The following is a 16,345-nucleotide window of genomic DNA, read 5'->3' as shown; positions in this document are numbered from 1 at the left end:
TAGACCCGCTCGTCCCGGCCGAACCGCCGGAGGCCTTGGCAGACTGGGGATGTGCCCCAGACTGTGCTGCTCGCCGAAGACGACCGTGCCATCCGTCACGCCCTGGAGCGTGCCCTGAGCCTGGAGGGGTACGAGGTGACGGCGGTGGCCGACGGCGTGGAAGCGCTGGCGCAGGCCCACAAGACCCCGCCGGACGTGCTCCTGCTCGACGTGATGATGCCGGGCATCGACGGGCTCCAGGTCTGCCGGGTGCTGCGGGCCGAGGGCGACCGCACCCCGATCCTCATGCTCACCGCCCTGGTGGAGACCGCCGACCGGATCGCGGGCCTGGACGCCGGCGCCGACGACTACGTGGTCAAGCCCTTCGACGTGGAGGAGGTCTTCGCGCGGCTGCGGGCCCTGCTGCGCCGTACCAGTCCGGTGGCCGCGGGCGGTGGCAGCGCGGCTCCCGGCGGTGACGGCGGGCGGGAGGTGCAGGTCTCCGACCGGCAGGTGGAGGCCGCGGGGATCCGTATGGACCTCCAGGCCCGCCGGGCCTGGCGCGGCCGGCGTGAGCTGGAGCTGACCCGCACCGAGTTCGAGCTGCTGGAGCTGCTGGTCCGCAACGCCGGCATCGTCCTCGACCACTCCACGATCTACGACCGTATCTGGGGCTACGACTTCGGGCCCGGCTCGAAGAACCTCGCCGTGTACGTCGGCTACCTGCGCCGCAAGCTGGACGAGCCCGGGGCTCCCCAGCTGATCCACACCGTCCGGGGCGTGGGTTACGTGCTGCGGGAGGACTAGTGGGCCGCCGCTGGCGGCTGCCGGCCGGGCCCCGGCCCAAGCTCGTCTCCCTGCGCACCACCTTCGCGGTGTCCTTCGCGGCCGTCACCGCCGCCGTGACGATCCTCGTCGGCATCCTGTCCTACGGCTCCGCGGCGCGCCTGGTCCGGGTCGACCAGCAGTCGGTGTTCACGCAGGTCGTGCAGGACGTGCAGGACGAGGTACGGCAGCACGAGATGGTCCCGGAGGACTTCTCCTCCTCCCGCCCCGGTCATGACCTGGTCCGGCCGGCCCGGACCGACGTACAGGTGCTCGGCGCGCAGGGGCAGATCGTCGACCACGGCAGTCCGGTGCTGCCCGTCACCGCCCGGGACAAGGCCGTGGCCACCGCGCAGGGGGCCGGCCGGGTGGTCCAGCACAAGGACGTCCGGGTCGCCGAGGACCTGTTCCGCATCGCCACCGTGTCGCTCGGCGACGGGAAAGGCGCGGTGCAGGTCGCGCAGGAGTTCAGCGACACCGAGGATCTGCTGCGGGCGCTGCAGCAGCGGACGCTGATCCTGATGGCGGCGGTCGTGGTGGCCGCGGGGCTGTTCGGCTGGTGGCTGGCCCGCCGGATCACCCGGCGCCTGGTGATACTCACCTCCGCCGCGGAGGACGTGGCCCGCACCCGGCAGCTGGGCATCGAGGTGCCGGTCGCGGGTCTGGACGAGGTGGGGCGGCTCGGGCGTGCCTTCGACCGGATGCTGGGGCGGCTCGCGCAGTCCGAGGAGGATCAGCGGCGGCTGGTCCAGGACGCGGGGCACGAGCTGCGGACGCCGCTGACGTCGTTGCGTACGAACATCTCGCTGCTGCGCAGGATCGACGAGCTTCCGCCGGCGACTCGGGAGGAACTCGTCGCCGATCTCACGCAGGAGGCACGGGAGTTGACCGATCTGGTCAATGAGCTGGTCGATCTCGCGGCGGGACAGTCCGACACGGAGCCGCCGCAGCGGGTGGATCTCGCCGATATCGCGGAGGACGTGATGGGGCTGGCCAAGCGGCGTACGGGGCGGGAGATCGTGTTGCGGACCAGTGGGGACACGCGGACGGACGGGCGGCCGGGGATGCTGCAGCGGGCGTTGTCCAATCTGGTCGAGAACGCGGCGAAGTTCGATCGGGGCGGGAAGGAGCCGATCGAGATCAACATCATGGGGCCTTCGCGGCCGGGGGCCGTGCGGGTGGAGGTCTTGGACCGGGGGCCCGGGATCGCGGAGGGGGATCTGATTCGGATCTTCGACCGGTTCTACCGGGCCGCCGATGCGCGGTCTCTGCCGGGGTCGGGGCTCGGGTTGTCCATCGTGCGTGAGGTTGCCATGGCGCACGGTGGGGCGCCGTTCGCCTTTCGGCGGGAAGGGGGCGGGGCGGTGATCGGGTTCACGGTGGGGGGCGGGGTCTGACGCGGGCTGCCTGCGGCGCTTCGGCGGACACGGCCGCCTCGGCTTCGCCGTCGGCGGGTGCGGGTGGGCGGGGGCTGTTCCCCGTGGCTGTTGGGGGTCATGATCGGGGCGGAATGTTGCCTCGGGAGGGGAGTTCCCGTGCTCAGTGATCAGGAGGCTGCTGCCCTTGCTTGTGTCGACGAGGCGGCCGTCGGGCGGATGCTGATGGAGCTGATCCGGATTCCGAGTGTGACCGGGAGCGCCGCCGAGTCGGAGATTCAGCATCTGCTGGGCGGGTGGCTGGAGCGGCTCGGGCTCGAGGTCGATCTGTGGTCCATGGATCTGCCCGCGCTGCTGGCCGATCCGGCGTTTCCCGGTATGGAGGTGCCGCGCGAAGAGGCGTGGGGGCTGGTGGGGCTCACCGAGGGGGGCGGTGACGGGCCGACGTTGATTCTCCAGGGGCATGTGGACGTCGTACCGCCCGGGGATCTCGCCGCCTGGGACGGGGATCCGTTCGTGCCGCGGGTGGTCGGGGACGACCTCATGTACGGGCGGGGGGCCTGTGACATGAAGGCGGGGGTCGTCGCCCATCTCGCCGCGCTCGCCGCCATCCGGGCCGCGGGGCTTCGACTGCGGGGGCGGGTTGCCGTGCATTTCGTCGTGGGGGAGGAGGACGGTGGGATCGGTGCGTTCGGCACCCTGAAGCGGGGGTACGGCGGTGACGCCTGCGTCATCACCGAGCCGACCGGAGGGACGCTCATCACCGCCAACGCCGGTGCGCTGACCTTCCGCCTCTCCGTGCCGGGCAAGGCCGCCCACGCCAGCTCGCGGGACGCCGGCGTCAGCGCCATCGACGCCTACCTGCCGCTCCACGAGGCGCTGGCCCGCCTGGAGGCGTCCCGCAACGCCGACCCCTCGCCGCTGATGGCCGAGTACCCGATCCCGTACGCCCTCTCCGTCGGCACCCTGCGGTCCGGTGACTGGGCGAGCAGCGTGCCCGACCTGCTGGTCGCCGAGGGGCGGCTCGGGGTGCTGCTGGGCGAGGAACCGGCCGAGGCGCGCGCTGAGTTCGAGCGGTGTGTGGCCGAGGTCTGCGCCGGGCACCCCTGGCTGCGGGAGCATCCGGCGAGCGTGAGCTGGACGGGTGGGCAGTTCGCGAGCGGGCGGCTTGCGGAGGGGCATCCGTTGCGGGACGAGGTGCGCGACGCCTGCGCCGACGCCAACGGCTGGGCCAGTCGGCCCCGGGAGCGCGGGGCGCCGTACGGGAGCGATCTGCGCCTGTACACCGGGGCCGGGATCCCGACGCTGCAGTACGGGCCGGGGGACGTGCGGGTCGCGCACAGCCCCCGGGAGTGTGTGTCCCTTCGTGAGGTGGTGGAGGTGGCGCGGACCCTCGTGCTCACCGTGCTGCGGACTACCGGGGTGAAGTGACCTCCGGGCAGGTCCGGTGCCTGCGGCGGGTGAGGGCCGGGAGTGCGGGTGGGGCGAGGAAGCCCTCCGCCCGGGCGCTCGCCAGGCCGATGCGCGGGATGTCGCTGCTCTTCGCGAACAGCAGGAACCGCGGCTCCCACACCGGGCGGTACTTGGCGTTCGCGCGGTACAGGGACTCGATCTGCCACCAGCGGGAGAAGAAGGTGAGGACCGAGCGCCAGAGGCGGAGCACGGGCCCGGCGCCGAGACGGGAGCCGCGTTCGAAGACCGAGCGGAACATCGCGAAGTTCAGGGACACCCGCTGGACACCCAGCTCCTCGGCCCGCAGCAGGAGTTCCACGACCATGTACTCCATCAGGCCGTTCTCGCAGTCGCGGTCGCGGCGCATCAGGTCGAGGGAGAGGCCCTGTTCGCCCCAGGGGACGAAGCTGAGCAGGGCCCGGGGGACGTCGTCCGCGTCCCGGCACTCGAGCATCACGCAGCGGCCGTCGCCGGGGTCGCCGAGGCGGCCCAGGGCCATGGAGAAGCCGCGTTCGGTGGTGCCGTCGCGCCAGTGGTCGGCGCGGTCGACGAGGAGGGCCATCTCCTCGTCGGGGATCTCCTCGTGGCGGCGGATGCGGACCGTGTAGCCGGCCCTGCGGACGCGGTTGTGGGCCTGGCGGACCACGCGCATGGCCCGGCCTTCGAGGGTGAAGTCGGCCAGGTCGACGATCGCCTCGTCACCCAGTTCGAGGGCGTCAAGACCGTGGCGGGCGTAGACGGTGCCGGCCTCCTCGCTCGCGCCCATGACGGCCGGCGTCCAGGCGTGGCGGCGGGCCTCGGCCAGCCAGGCGTCGATGGCGCCGGGCCAGGCCTCGAGGTCGCCGAGGGGGTCGCCGGAGGCCAGGCTGACGCCGCCGACGACGCGGTAGGTGACGGCCGCCTTGCCGCTGGGGGAGAAGACGACGGCCTTGTCGCGGCGCAGGGCGAAGTAGCCGAGGGAGTCGCGTTCGCCGTGCCGGTCCAGCAGCGCGCGCAGCTTCCGCTCGTCCTCGGCGGCCAGCAGGCAGGCGCCTCGGGGGGCGCGGAAGCAGGCGTAGAGGACCAGGAGGAAGGTCGCCGCGATCAGGACGTTGACGATCACGTCCGTCCAGCGGGGGGCGTCGACGGCGTCGACACGGTCGGCGAGCGGGCCGACGCTGATGCCGCGCAGCAGGGTGTAGGCGATCTCGTCCTTGAGGGTGGCGCCGGGCAGCTTGTTGGTCGCGTGTACGAGCAGGGTGCCGAGGGCGGCGCTGAGCAGGGTGCCGCCGGTGCCCACGGCGAGCGCCAGGCGCGGGTTGGAGCGGTCACCGATGGCGTCGAACTCGCGCCGGCCGAGCAGCAGGGCGGCCACGAACAGGCCGGTCAGGGCGGCGGAGAGCCAGTTGAAGAGGTGCTCGCGGTAGGGGTCGCGGGTGAGGGCGAGGACGTAGAGGGAGAAGAGCGGGCCGGCCAGGAGGAGGTTGAAGACCCAGGCGGCACGCTTGCGGCGGCGCATCACGACCGCGAGGAAGAGGGCGAGGGCCGCCGAGCCCAGGCCGGCGGTGGCCAGGTACGGCGTGAAGAACGCGCCCCCGTTGTGCTCGTGCACCTCCTCGCGGAACGGCAGCGAGACGACCGCCACGATGTTGAGCACCACCTGCAGACGCAGGTACCAGACGGTGGCCGTCGCCGCCCGCTTCCGCAGCCGGCCGTCACCGGTGCGCGGGAAGGAGATGCGGGCGCGAGGTTTGCGCTGAGCGGGGACCTGTGGGGTGTTCAGGCTCGACTGCTGTGCGGGCATGGTGGCGGGCACCTTGGGGAGGGGGACGGGGCAACGCTGACCCTACAGCTCGTAGGGTACCGCTCATGTGTACGGGTGTACGCATGTCTGCGCACAGGATCTCATCCCGAGCCTTCCCCGCCGCGCCGGGCCGCCGCCAGGGTCCACGCCAGGTTGCCCGCCGCCGCCCCGGCCGCCACCACGGCGACGATCACCCCGCCGGTCGCCAGGCCGTCGCTGAACAGGTGCGGGCGCCGGTCGAGGCTGTGCAGCCCGAAGCCGCACAGCTCGTACACGCCGACGGCGGCGACGAGGAGGCTGCCGACCAGCAGGGTCAGCGTCGGGGCGAGACCGCGCACACCGGCCTCCCGTGCTGGGCTCGGCTCCGTTTCCGTGTGCTGCATGGTGTTCCCCCGATGAACAGACGTGTGGCCGTTGGCGGTTGGGAACCTACATTACGTAGGGTCGGTAGGGTCGGCGGTGTGCGGATATATCTGAGTGTGGACATGGAGGGCATCACCGGGCTCGTCGACGCCGACGACGTCCAGCCCGGCGGCCGGGACTACGAGCGGGGCCGCTCCATGATGGCCGAGGACGTCAACGCGGCCGTGCGAGGCGCGCTGGCGGCGGGCGCGACGGACATCCTCGTGAACGACGCCCACGGGCCGATGCGCAACCTGCTGCCCGAGGCGCTGCACCCGGCCGCCCGCCTGGTCCGCGGCAAGCCCAAGCAGATGGGCATGCTGGAGGGGCTCGGGCCCGAGTACGACGCCGCGCTCTGTGTCGGCTACCACTCCCGCGCCGGTGCCCTGGGCGTGCTCAGCCACAGCTTCATGGGCCACGAGATCGAGGACATCTGGCTGGACGGCCGCCCCGTCGGGGAGATCGGCCTCGCCCACGCCACCGCGGCGGCCCTGGGCGTCCCCGTGGTGGCCCTCACGGGTGACGACGCCGCGTGCGCGGAGATGACGGCGTGGGACGCGTCGGTCGTCACCGTCCCCGTGAAGTACGCCCACGACCGGTTCGCGGCCAGACTGCGCCCGGCGGCCGAGGCGCGCGAGGCCATCGAGGAGGGCGTGGCGCGGGCGCTGACTCAGCGGCCCGCGCTCCCGTCGGCCCCCGCCGCCGAGGCGACCCTCGCCGTCCGCTGGCAGTCCGCCTCGGTCGCGTCCACGCTGCTCGGCATACCCGGGGTCACCGCGGACGACAGCCGGACGGTCCGGGTGAGCGGCGATCTTCCGTCCCTGTACCGGCTGTTCGGGGTGTGGATGCGCGTGGCGGCCTCGCTCACCAACCAGCCGCCGTACTGCTAGGGCCCGCGAGCCTCAGCCGAACCGTCCCGCCACGTAGTCCGCCGTGCGCTGGTCCGCCGGGGCGTTGAACATCTGCTCGGTCTGGCCGTGTTCGACGATGCCGCCGGGGGTGCCCTGCTCGGCGAGGAAGAAGGCGCACTGGTCGGAGACGCGGGCCGCCTGCTGCATGTTGTGCGTGACGATCACGATCGTGACCTGGCCCGCGAGTTCGTGGATGGTCTCCTCGACCCGGCGGGTGGAGGTCGGGTCGAGCGCCGAGCACGGCTCGTCCATGAGCAGCACCTGGGGCCGTACGGCCAGCGCGCGGGCGATGCACAGGCGCTGCTGCTGGCCGCCCGACAGCGCGCCGCCGGGCTGGCGGAGCCGGTCGCGGACCTCCTTCCACAGGCCCGCCCGGCTCAGCGACTCCTCCACCAGCTCGTCCTTCTGGCGGCGGCTCACGCGCGTGCCCGTGAGCTTGAGGCCGGCCACCACGTTGTCGTAGATCGACATCGCGGGGAACGGGTTGGGCTTCTGGAAGACCATGCCGATCCGGCGGCGGGCGTCGGTCAGGCGGCGCTCGGGGGCGTAGATGTCCTCGCCCTCGAAGAGCACCTCGCCGCCGAAGGCCGCGCCGGGGATCAGCTCGTGCATGCGGTTGAGGGTGCGCAGGAAGGTCGACTTGCCGCAGCCGGAGGGGCCGATCAGGGCCGTCACCCGGCCCGCGGGCATGGTCAGCGAGACCCGGCTGAGCACCTGGTGGCCGCCGAACCAGGCCGAGACCGCGCGGGCCTCCAGGGTGGCGGGCGCGGCGCCGGGGACGGGGGCGGGGGCTGCCACAGGCAGTACGGCGGTGTCGGTCACGTCGGTTTCGGTCACTGCGGTCTCGGTCATGGTGGCCACCTCTGGTCGGGCAGGGTTACAGCAGATTCGGGAGCAGTTCGGTGGTGCGTGTGGCGACCTGGAGGCCCAGCACGGCGACGACCGGCGCGAAGACGATCCACGTCTGGTGGCGGCCCCAGCGGTGCCACGTCCACACCGCGGCGACGGACGCGAGGAGCAGCGCCTGCAGCCACAGCACCAGCGGCCAGGGCACCCCGGAGGGGCGGGCCAGCGGCTGCTCGGCGTCCGGCAGCGTGCCGGAGCGGATCACGGCCGCCGGGGTCTGGAAGGGCGCGGAGATCAGGTCGGCGTCGACGCGCAGGATGCCGCCCGGCATGAAACGGGGGCCGGTCGCGGTGACCAGCACCAGGCGGCCCTTGCCCGCTGCCGCGGGGACGGGGGCCGGGTCGCCGGCCCGCCGCACGTCGATGACCTGGTACGTGGCCTTGCCCTGGCCGGTGGTCACGGTGAAGGTGTCGCCCGCGGCGAGGTCGGCCAGGTGCCCGAACGGGGCGCCGTACGCGGCCGCCCGGCCCATCAGCACGCTGGTCCCTGCCTGCCCGGGCATCGGGGTGTCCCGGCGGTGACCGGGGCCGTCGGTCGTGACGGCGGAGTCGGTGCCCTCGAACACGACCTGGTTCAGGCCGAGACTCGGTACGTCGATGAGCGCGACCGGTGTGCCCGGCGCGAGCAGCTTGCCCTGCTGGTCGGTCTGGGCCACGGGCGCCGTGCCCAGGGCGAGCTGCTCGCGCAGCTCGTCGAACGCGGCGTGCTGCGCGCTGTGCTGCTGGACGCCGCTGACGAGCAGCAGCTGGGCGGTGATGCCGAGCAGCAGGGCGGCGAGGCTGAGCAGGCCGCCGCGGGCCAGGTGGCGGACGGCGGTGACGCCGCGGACGCGGGTGCGCGGCGCGGCCGGTGCGAGCGTGGTCGGTACGGCGACGGTCACGTCGGCCCGCCTCCTTCGCTGGGGGTGGGGGCCGCCGGGGAGACCGGGCGAGGTCTCCCCGGCGGCCGGTCGGGTCAGGTGGACTTGATGGTGAAGTTGGCGCCGGTCTTGGCCGCGACCGTGGCCGAGCCCGCGTAGAAGGCGTGCAGCGTGTGCTTGCCGCGGCTCAGCTTCGGCAGGGTGATGGTCACCTTGCCGCCGCTCAGCTTGCCGGTGGCGAGCACCTTGGAGCCCTCGTAGACGCGCACGGTGCCGCCCGGGGTGGTGCCGGTCGCGGTGACCTTCACGGTGACCTTGGCCTGGGCGGTGTGGCTGATGGAGGAGGGGGCGGTGGAGCTGACCGACGCCGTCGCCTTGGTGATCTTCAGCGTGGCCGTGGTCGAGGACGCGTTGAGCTTGCTGTTGCCCGCGTAGGAGACGGACAGCGTGTGCGTGGTGACCTTGAGGTGGTTCGACAGGCCGATGGTGACCTTGCCGGACGCGTCCAGGGTGCCGGTGCCGAGGACGGTGGTGCCCTCCTTCACCGTGACCTTGCCGGTCGGGGCCACACCGTGCGAGCCGGCGACGGTGACGACGACCTTCGGGGTCTTGCCGTACGCGGTGGTCGCGGCGGTCGCCGTGGTGGTGCTCTTGAACTTCACCGAGCCGGACCAGGCGGCCGCGGCACCGGTGCCGTTGAGGTTGGCGCCGGCGACCGTGGCGCTGTAGGCGCCGTTGGCCAGGCCCGTGAAGGTGTACGAGGTGGCGCTCGCCGGAACGTCCTTGACGGTGACGGCGCCGTCGGGGGCGGTCAGCGTGATCCGGTAGTCGGTGAGCGGCAGACCGGTGGGGGCCGGGGCGGTCCAGGACAGCTTCAGGCTCGCGTCGCCCGGGGCGCCCTTCAGCCCGGTCGGCGCGGAGGGCGTGGAGGTGTCGATGCCCGACTCCTCCAGGCCGCCCAGCTTGGCGTGCTTGTTCACGCTGACGGAGCCGTTGTACGCCTCGTTCACGAAGCCGAAGCTCGCGATGACACCCTCGGCGGCGTCCGAGGCCAGCGCGGCGTCGTGGCTGCCGGTGGTCACGAAGACGTCGTAGAGGTCCTTGTCGAAGAAGATGCTGTTCGGGTCGATCGCCCGGGACGGCACGACGTTGTAGACGTCACGGCCGAAGGTGGCGTTCTCGTAGTAGGCGTTGACCGGGGCGAGCTTGCCGTTCACCGTCGTCACCGGGCTGGTGGCACCGGTGTCGCCGGGCAGCTGCACGGCGGCGAGGTGACCGCCCGCGGCCGCCGCGTCCTTGCTGAAGTCGGGGGCCACGCCGTTGTTCTGGGCGATCCAGGAACCGACCGAGAAGGGCACCAGCGCGCCGTCCTCGGTGAGGGCCGCATTGGCCTGGTTCTCCTGGACCGTCGGGATGTTCGGGGAGAGCGTGGCGTCCGTCAGGCCGATCGCCGCCAGGAAGAACTTGCGGGTGCCCGAGCCGCTCTGCGGGATCTTCGGGTGCACGGTCTGGCCGCCCACCTGGGTGAGCGCACCGGAGTAGATGTCGTGCAGCTGGTCCTGCGTCAGGCTGTTCAGCGCCGAGCCCTTCACCGCGACGCCGACCGCGTCCCGGGCGAACGGGATGTAGGTGAGCGCGGTGCCGGAGGTGGACGGGCCGCTGGAGGAGCGGGCGAAGTCGACCTGGCCCTTGATGGCGACGCCGGAGGAGTCCGGGTACTTGTCGCCGGTCAGCGACTCGCTCAGCGCCAGGCGGCCCTTGCCGGAGCCGTTGGGGCGCAGGAAGGACGGGCCGCCCGAGCGGGTGGTGATGTTCGAGGTGGTGGAGCCGGTGCCGGGCTCGATCGCGTCGTAGGAGGCGATGCCCGCGCCACCTGCCGACTTCACGGCCGTACCGGAGTAGCTCTTGCCGTTGACGGTGTCGCCGGCCAGGGCGTTGAGCACGTCCTGGGTGGTGTCGGAGCCCACGCCGACCAGCTGGCGGAAGGTACCGGTCGGGGTGGGGTCGGCGTACGCCGGGCTGGCCAGAGCCAGGCCGCCGGCCACCACGGCGGCGGCGACGAGCGCCGCCGTAGAGCGCGTTCTGCGCATCGGGAGTCTCCTGACGGTAGTGCGTCGGTGCGGGAGAGGGGATCTGGCAGGGTGGTACGGGCCGTCCGCCCCGACTGCCTTTCGGGGCGGGCGGCCGTCTGTGGGGGCGCCCGGTGCGGGCGTCCCGGTCCGGGGGCCCTAGGGCAGCCGCCTGCGCAGCCGCTCGGGCAGGGTGAAGGCCGGTACGACGGTCACCGTGCGGCCGCCGGGCAGCGGCACCCGCAGGGGCAGCCGAATCCGGCTGCCGCCCGCGAAGGGCGCGCCGAGTCCGGCGAACGCGCCGAGCGCGGCACCGACCGGTACGGCGTAGCGGAGCGGATTGGCCGGGTCGGCGGGCGTGTTGCCGGCGGCTGTGGTCTCCACGGCCTTTCCGCCGTCGTACGAGGCCTGGGCGCTGGGCGTGGCGCTCGCGCCGCCGTCCGCTCCCGTGCCGCCGTCGCCCGACGTGCCGCCGGAGGTGGCGCCGCCCGACCCGTCGCCGGTGCCGCCGGAGGTGTCGCCGCCGCCGGTCCCGCCCGAGCCCGAGTCACCGCCGGTGGAGTGCGGCCCCTTGTAGTGCAGGAGGGCGTCGGCCGCCCGCAGCGCGCGGTCGCGCAGGGTGCGGGAGAGCGGGGCGTAACCGTCGGGCAGGCGGCCCGGGTCGGCGCCGCTGACCTGCCCGGCGCCCGCCGCGTAGCGCAGCAGCGCCGCGTAGTCCGCGCGGGCGTCGGCCTTCAGCGAGCCCGGCCGTACGGCCGCGTAGACCAGCTGGGCCAGCGGGTAGGCGCCCTTCGCCTTGGCGTTCGCCGGGGTGATCTCGGCGACGTCCTTGCCGGAGGCGCTCTTGGCGGCCTCGGTCAGGGCGGTGGCGGTGGGGGCGACGAACTTGCCCGCCGTGTTGCGCAGCTGGGCGGTCTGCAGGCCGTACCGTTCGGCGGAGGCCGCGTCGGTGACCGTGATGACGAACCGGGAGCCGACCGTCTGCGGGCCGGGGCTGCGGTACGCGGGCGGGTTGGACAGCGGGTCCCAGGTCGACTTCCACAGGGTGTCGGCGCGCCGGGTGTGCAGGGCGCCGGCGTGCATGTCGTCGACGTACGGGTGGAAGTCGGTCATGCACTGCCGGGCGTCCTTGGGAGCGTCGGTGCCGGGCGGCACCGTGCACCAGGGGTCGCTCTTCGGGTACTCGTCGACGTGCGCGGGGTCGAAGGCGAGACCGGAGGGGTTCAGGTCCGCGTTGGTGCTGTAGTACGGGTTGACCCGCATGCCCCAGTCGTCGGAGACCCCGGAGAGGAACTGCCGGGCTTCCTTGTCGGCGAGGATCCACTGCCACACCGCGCGGGCGCTGTCGGAGTGTCCGAGGGCGGTCATCAGGTCGGTGTCGGTGGCCGGGGTCTCGGCGACCGAGAGATACGCGAACTCGGGGTTCAGGGCGATGAACTCGGGGTCGCCGGCCAGGCCCGCCGGGTTGTTCTTCGCCCAGCCGTACCCGTGGGCCGCCTTGTCGCCGAGCACCGAGCCCCAGGTGGAGTTGCGGTACGACTCGGTGAGCAGCTTGGCGACCAGCCGGGGCGTCAGCCTGATCGACTCGACCTTGGTGCCCGCTTGTCTCCTGATGTCCTCGGGTGCCCCGGCCTTGGGTCTGCGTTCGATCGTGAACCCGATGACCGCCCCGGACAGCGCCACGGGTGCGTAGGTCGTCGTACCGGACGGCGCCGATGTGCCGTCGTCGGCGCCCAGCGCGCGGGTGGTGAAGCCGAGGCCGAAGGTCTTGTCCGTGCCGAGCCGGGAGCGGGTGTCGGGCTCACCGAGTTCCGTGTAGCCGTACACCTTGCCGGACGGGCACAGGGCCGCCTGCCAGCTGGTCACGGCGTCGGCGACCAGCTCGCTGCCGGTGGTGGGGCGCTCGTCGCTGCCCAGCGGGCAGTTGCTGCCCACCTGGTTGAAGTGCAGCGGGATCGCGATGCGGTTCTGCCAGTTGGTCGAGGAGACCGGGGAGCCGGCGTTGACCTGGCTGTGGTCCGCGTACGGCTTTCCGTCGAGGTCGAGGTGGCCCTGCGGGACGATCACCAGCCAGCAGGAGCGCGGCTTGGTCACGCCGTTCTGGCTGACCGGGGCGCCGCAGCCCAGGTGCGGGGCCTCGTTGGCGGTCTGCACCTCGAAGTACTCCTGGCCGGTGCCCGCGGCGCCGGTGCGGGCGAAGTCGACCTCGTTGGTGGTGTTGTGGTTGAAGAACCGGTTGTTCTGGGTGTTGGTGGTGACCGTCTCGCCGGTGACCGACTTGAACGGCACCTCGCCCGGGACACCGGGGGGCTGGGCGGCGCCGTAGCGGTTGTCCTCGCCGTAGTTGGTGGGGTCGGCGCTGTAGAAGACCTGGCGGGTGTCGTCCAGCTGGTTGCCGGGCCAGTTGCCCCGGTCGGTGGTCGGGGAGGCGCCGTACTGGCACTGGGTGCGGGGCGGTCCGGGGTTGCCCGGGACGCTGTGGTCGTCGTCGCCCCAGCACTGCATGATCTGCACGAAGTCGGTGTTGAACCAGGTGCCCGCGAAGGTGGTCGGGGTGCCGCCGGTCCAGGAGACCTTGATCGCCTGGCTGGTGAGGTGGCTCGTCCGGTCGACGGTGAACCTCATGTCCTTGAACTCGCCCCGCCCGGCGACGGTGACCGCCGAGCCGGCGGGGGCGGCGGTCGCGGAGGGGGCCGCCTGGGCGACCGCGAGGCCCGCGAGGGCGCCCACGGTGGCACCGGCGAGGAGGCGGATCAGGGCGCGCCGGACGCGGCCGGGCCGTCTGCGGATCATCGCCGGTCACCGTCCTTGGCGGTGTCGTGCGACCGGGCGCCGACCAGACGGGAGACGACCGAGGGCAGTAGGACCAGACCGAGCACCAGGAACGCGGCCAGCAGCATCAGCGTCTGGGTCGCGGTCCAGCCGTGTCCTGCGGCGATGGCGACCGGCTGGGCGAGGGCGACCGTGTTGTCGGTGCCCGTACCGCCGCCGCCCGAGCCGCCGCCCGCGCTCGCGCCCGGCGCGATGGTCTGCCCGGTGTCCGGGTCGACGGACGGGCCGCCGCTGCCGCCGGTGGCTGCCGTACCGTTTCCGCCGGTGGCGGCGGAGCCGCCGTTCGTCGTACCGCCCGCGCTGGATCCGCCGCCGGAACCGCCGTTCCCGTCATCGGACTTGGCGCCGCCGCTGCCCGTGGTGCACGGCGGGGCGCCCTTCTTGTCGCAGGGCTTCGGGTAGGGCGCGGTGTCGGCGAGCCGGTTGTGGCCGTCCGGGGTGAACGTCGGGTTGTTGCAGCGCTTGATGTTGATGTTCTGCGCCTGCACGCCCGGGATCCGGCGGATCTGCTCGAAGCCCGCCCGGACCAGGTTGATCGGCAGCGGCGAGTAGCCGAGCTTGGGCGCCTGCTGCTGGCCCTGGCACATGAAGTAGTACGAGAACGCGCCCAGCGTCTTGCCCTTGACCTGGCTGAAGGTGCCCCGCACCTTCAGCGGCAGGATCATGTACGAGTAGCTGGACAGCGGGTAGTTGCGCTGGTCGGAGTCGTTGTAGACGCCGTCGAGCTGCTGGGTGAGGTAGTCCGGGGAGTTCTTGTTCGTGTTGATCCGGGCCTTGAGCAGCGAGACCGCGACGTTCTGCGGGGTCGGCTCGGTGTAGTAGCCCGCGTGGTTCAGGATCTTGGCGACCGGATAGTGCGCGTTGAGCGCGTAGGAGTAGTTGACGTACCCGATCGCGCCCTCGCCGTAGTTCTGGGCGACGTAGCCGGCCACGCCGAGGTCGCCGGACTGGGCGATCATCCCGGGGACGGTCGGGTAGTTCGAGGTCTGCCCGCAGGAGCCGGAGCGGCCGACCTTGCGGCAGTAGGCCTGCCACAGGGCCTTGTGCTGGTTGGTCATCCACAGCGTGAACTGGGCGGTGGAGCCGGAGCCGTCGGAGCGGACGACCGGGACGACGGTGCGGTGGGGCAGCTGGAGGCCGGGGTTGTCGGCCCGGATCGCCGGGTCGTCCCAGGTCTTGATGACCCCGGTGAAGATCTTCGTGACGACGTCGCCGGACAGGCGCAGGTTGGTGACGCGCTTGCCGTTGACGGTCAGGTGGTACATGAAGACGGTGCCGCCGGCGACGATGGGCATGTAGGCGTAGGAGCCCGCTGCCGGGCGTTCGGCTGCTGATCCGTCGGTCGGGTGGGTCTGGAACGGGATGTCGGAGACGGCGAAGTCGACGGTGCCGGAGAGGAACTGGCGGCGGCCGTCCGAGGAGCCGGTGCCTGCGTAGCTGATGCGCATGCCGTACTGGTTGACGGCGCGGCGCCATTCGTCGACGGCGTTCTCGGCCCAGGTGGAGCCGGCGCCGGAGATGGGGGTGTAGCTGTCCGCGGAGGCGGGGGTGGCTGTGGTGAGGATGCCTATGAGTGCGGCCAGGATGCCCAGCCGGCGTAGGGCTCTTGTGAGGTGGCTGAGCATCAGTTGTCGCCTTCGTTGTCGGGTGCGGGTGCGTTGTGGCTGGTCGCGCTCCGCGGCGGAGCCGCTGATTGATGCAGCCCCGCGCCCCCGGGGTGGCTGTTCTCGACGGTCTCGAAAAGCTGGAGGCCCGGTGCGTGCAGTTCGGCGTACCTCTCCGCATCCCGGCGGGACGCCCTCGCCGCCCTGCGTGCCTGGCGCTTGCTCTGGTGGCCCGGGCCGCGGCCGCCGATGACGCGGGCGATGGCGAACAGGACCAGGACCAGGGCCATCAGGACCGCCGCCGCGCCGAAACCGCGGGCGATCATCGTCGGCTCGGGGGACTTGACGAAGTTGAAGACGGCGAGGGGCAGGGAGATCATCGGGCCGTTCGTCGGGTCGGCGTTCAGCGCCGCCGTGAACCCGGCGGTGAGCAGGACCGGCGAGGTCTCGCCGATGCCGCGCGCGGTGCCGAGGATGACGGCCGTGGCGAGGCCCGAGCGGGCGGTGGGCAGGACCACGTGCCACACCGTGCGCCAGCGCGGGGCGCCCAGGGCCTCCGCCGCCTCCGTCAGCGTGCCCGGCACCAGCCGTAGCACCACGTCCGCCGCCCGGATCACGATCGGCAGCATCATCACGCTGATCGCGAAGCCCGCCGCGAGTCCCGACTTCTGCATGCCGAGCCCGAGGATCCAGGTGGCGTACACCATCAGGCCGGCCACGATCGACGGCAGCGCGGTCATCGCCTCGACGATGGTGCGGACGAACCGGGAGAAGCGCCCGGGGATCTGGTTCAGGTACACCGCGCAGGCCAGGCCCAGCGGGACCGTGATCACCAGGGCGATGGTGATCATGGTGAGGGTGCCGAGCATCGCGTGTGCGATGCCGCCGTTGGTGAGGGGGTCGAGCGGGCCCGAGGCCTGCATGTCCTGGGTGAAGAAGTTGGCGTGCGGCAGCGCCTCGCGGCCGCGCCAGGCGGTGAAGCCGACGACCAGGGCGAGCGCGACGAACAGCAGCGTGGCCGCGCTCCACAGCACGACGGTCATCACCCGGTCCCGTACCGCCTGCCCGTTCTCCTCCAGGCCGGTGAGTACGGCGTAGATGAGGAGGAAGCCGAGGTAGGCGGTGACGGTGAAGCCCAGCGCGCCGGAGAAGGGTGCGAGTTGGCCGAACAGCAGCACGGCCGTGCAGAGTCCCGAGGCGGCGGCGCCGGTCAGGGACAGCACCCCGGAGCGGGTGGGGCCGCCGATGCGGCGGGGGACGTCCGGGAGTTGGTCGGCCGGCCGCGGGGCGGCCGCGGTCTCCTCGACGCCGTTGTCCCGTACGGCGTTCTCTTCCACGACTGTCATG

General features: G+C 72.5%; 12 protein-coding genes. 4 read left to right on the top strand and 8 right to left on the bottom strand.

Annotated features, from left to right (window positions below; all coding sequences use genetic code 11):
* Positions 1-51 precede the first annotated feature (51 nt).
* From CRP49_RS10105 to CRP49_RS10095, 3 genes are all read left to right on the top strand, one after another.
* On the top strand, positions 52-786 hold the full coding sequence (locus CRP49_RS10105) for a response regulator transcription factor (RefSeq protein WP_094215675.1): 735 nt from the start codon (positions 52-54) through the stop codon (positions 784-786).
* A complete protein-coding gene (locus CRP49_RS10100; protein ID WP_097253078.1) occupies positions 786-2,201 on the top strand; it encodes a HAMP domain-containing sensor histidine kinase in 1,416 nt (471 codons plus the stop codon). The genes CRP49_RS10105 and CRP49_RS10100 overlap by 1 nt, the downstream gene beginning before the upstream one ends.
* A gap of 138 nt (positions 2,202-2,339) precedes the next feature.
* Complete coding sequence (locus tag CRP49_RS10095; protein WP_257033354.1) at positions 2,340-3,611, top strand: ArgE/DapE family deacylase; 1,272 nt, start codon at positions 2,340-2,342, stop codon at positions 3,609-3,611.
* Here the strand turns inward: CRP49_RS10095 and CRP49_RS10090 are convergent.
* Together CRP49_RS10090 and CRP49_RS10085 are read right to left on the bottom strand one after the other, a co-directional pair.
* Entirely contained in the window at positions 3,595-5,415 is a 1,821-nt protein-coding gene (locus CRP49_RS10090; protein WP_097253077.1) for a phosphatidylglycerol lysyltransferase domain-containing protein, read from the bottom strand. The genes CRP49_RS10095 and CRP49_RS10090 overlap by 17 nt on opposite strands.
* 101 nt (positions 5,416-5,516) lie before the next feature.
* Positions 5,517-5,798, bottom strand: a complete 282-nt coding sequence (locus CRP49_RS10085; protein WP_097253076.1) for a hypothetical protein — start codon at positions 5,796-5,798, stop codon at positions 5,517-5,519.
* Between the two features lie 78 nt (positions 5,799-5,876).
* Here CRP49_RS10085 and CRP49_RS10080 point away from each other — a divergent pair, with 78 nt between their 5' ends.
* Positions 5,877-6,707 (top strand): M55 family metallopeptidase, encoded by an 831-nt coding sequence (locus tag CRP49_RS10080; RefSeq protein ID WP_097253075.1) that lies wholly within the window; start codon positions 5,877-5,879, stop codon positions 6,705-6,707.
* 12 nt (positions 6,708-6,719) lie between these two features.
* Here CRP49_RS10080 and pstB read toward each other — a convergent pair whose 3' ends face one another.
* The 6 genes from pstB to pstA all read right to left on the bottom strand — a co-directional run bounded on the left by pstB (position 6,720) and on the right by pstA (position 16,344).
* A complete protein-coding gene (pstB, locus tag CRP49_RS10075) occupies positions 6,720-7,580 on the bottom strand; it encodes a phosphate ABC transporter ATP-binding protein PstB (protein WP_097253074.1) in 861 nt (286 codons plus the stop codon).
* A gap of 25 nt (positions 7,581-7,605) precedes the next feature.
* Positions 7,606-8,514: a sortase gene (locus CRP49_RS10070; RefSeq protein ID WP_097253073.1), complete on the bottom strand. Its 909-nt coding sequence runs from the start codon at positions 8,512-8,514 to the stop codon at positions 7,606-7,608.
* Positions 8,515-8,588: 74 nt separating this feature from the next.
* Entirely contained in the window at positions 8,589-10,583 is a 1,995-nt protein-coding gene (locus CRP49_RS10065) for an Ig-like domain repeat protein (protein WP_097253072.1), read from the bottom strand.
* A gap of 138 nt (positions 10,584-10,721) precedes the next feature.
* The gene (locus tag CRP49_RS10060; RefSeq protein ID WP_097253071.1) at positions 10,722-13,355 is read right to left on the bottom strand and encodes a hypothetical protein; all 2,634 of its coding nucleotides are present in this window, start codon (positions 13,353-13,355) and stop codon (positions 10,722-10,724) included.
* On the bottom strand, positions 13,352-15,019 hold the full coding sequence (locus tag CRP49_RS10055) for a phosphate ABC transporter substrate-binding protein PstS (RefSeq protein WP_097253070.1): 1,668 nt from the start codon (positions 15,017-15,019) through the stop codon (positions 13,352-13,354). Before CRP49_RS10055 ends, CRP49_RS10060 begins: the two co-directional genes overlap by 4 nt.
* On the bottom strand, positions 15,019-16,344 hold the full coding sequence (gene pstA, locus CRP49_RS10050; protein ID WP_097253069.1) for a phosphate ABC transporter permease PstA: 1,326 nt from the start codon (positions 16,342-16,344) through the stop codon (positions 15,019-15,021). The genes CRP49_RS10055 and pstA overlap by 1 nt, the downstream gene beginning before the upstream one ends.
* Position 16,345 lies beyond the last annotated feature (1 nt).

Origin of the sequence: Streptomyces sp. Ag109_G2-15, from assembly GCF_900215565.1 — a bacterium.
GTDB classification, from domain to species: domain Bacteria; phylum Actinomycetota; class Actinomycetes; order Streptomycetales; family Streptomycetaceae; genus Streptomyces; species Streptomyces diastatochromogenes.
This window is presented reverse-complemented; position numbering and strand designations above follow the sequence as displayed.

What these genes read in the sequence shown, in the direction of transcription:
- CRP49_RS10090 (WP_097253077.1), bottom strand. Translation starts at nt 5,415, where the DNA reads ATGCCCGCACAGCAGTCGAGCCTGAACACCCCACAGGTCCCCGCTCAG.
- CRP49_RS10085 (WP_097253076.1), bottom strand. Translation starts at nt 5,798, where the DNA reads ATGCAGCACACGGAAACGGAGCCGAGCCCAGCACGGGAGGCCGGTGTG.
- pstB (WP_097253074.1), bottom strand. Translation starts at nt 7,580, where the DNA reads ATGACCGAGACCGCAGTGACCGAAACCGACGTGACCGACACCGCCGTA.
- CRP49_RS10065 (WP_097253072.1), bottom strand. Translation starts at nt 10,583, where the DNA reads ATGCGCAGAACGCGCTCTACGGCGGCGCTCGTCGCCGCCGCCGTGGTG.
- CRP49_RS10060 (WP_097253071.1), bottom strand. Translation starts at nt 13,355, where the DNA reads ATGATCCGCAGACGGCCCGGCCGCGTCCGGCGCGCCCTGATCCGCCTC.
- CRP49_RS10055 (WP_097253070.1), bottom strand. Translation starts at nt 15,019, where the DNA reads ATGCTCAGCCACCTCACAAGAGCCCTACGCCGGCTGGGCATCCTGGCC.
- pstA (WP_097253069.1), bottom strand. Translation starts at nt 16,344, where the DNA reads ATGACAGTCGTGGAAGAGAACGCCGTACGGGACAACGGCGTCGAGGAG.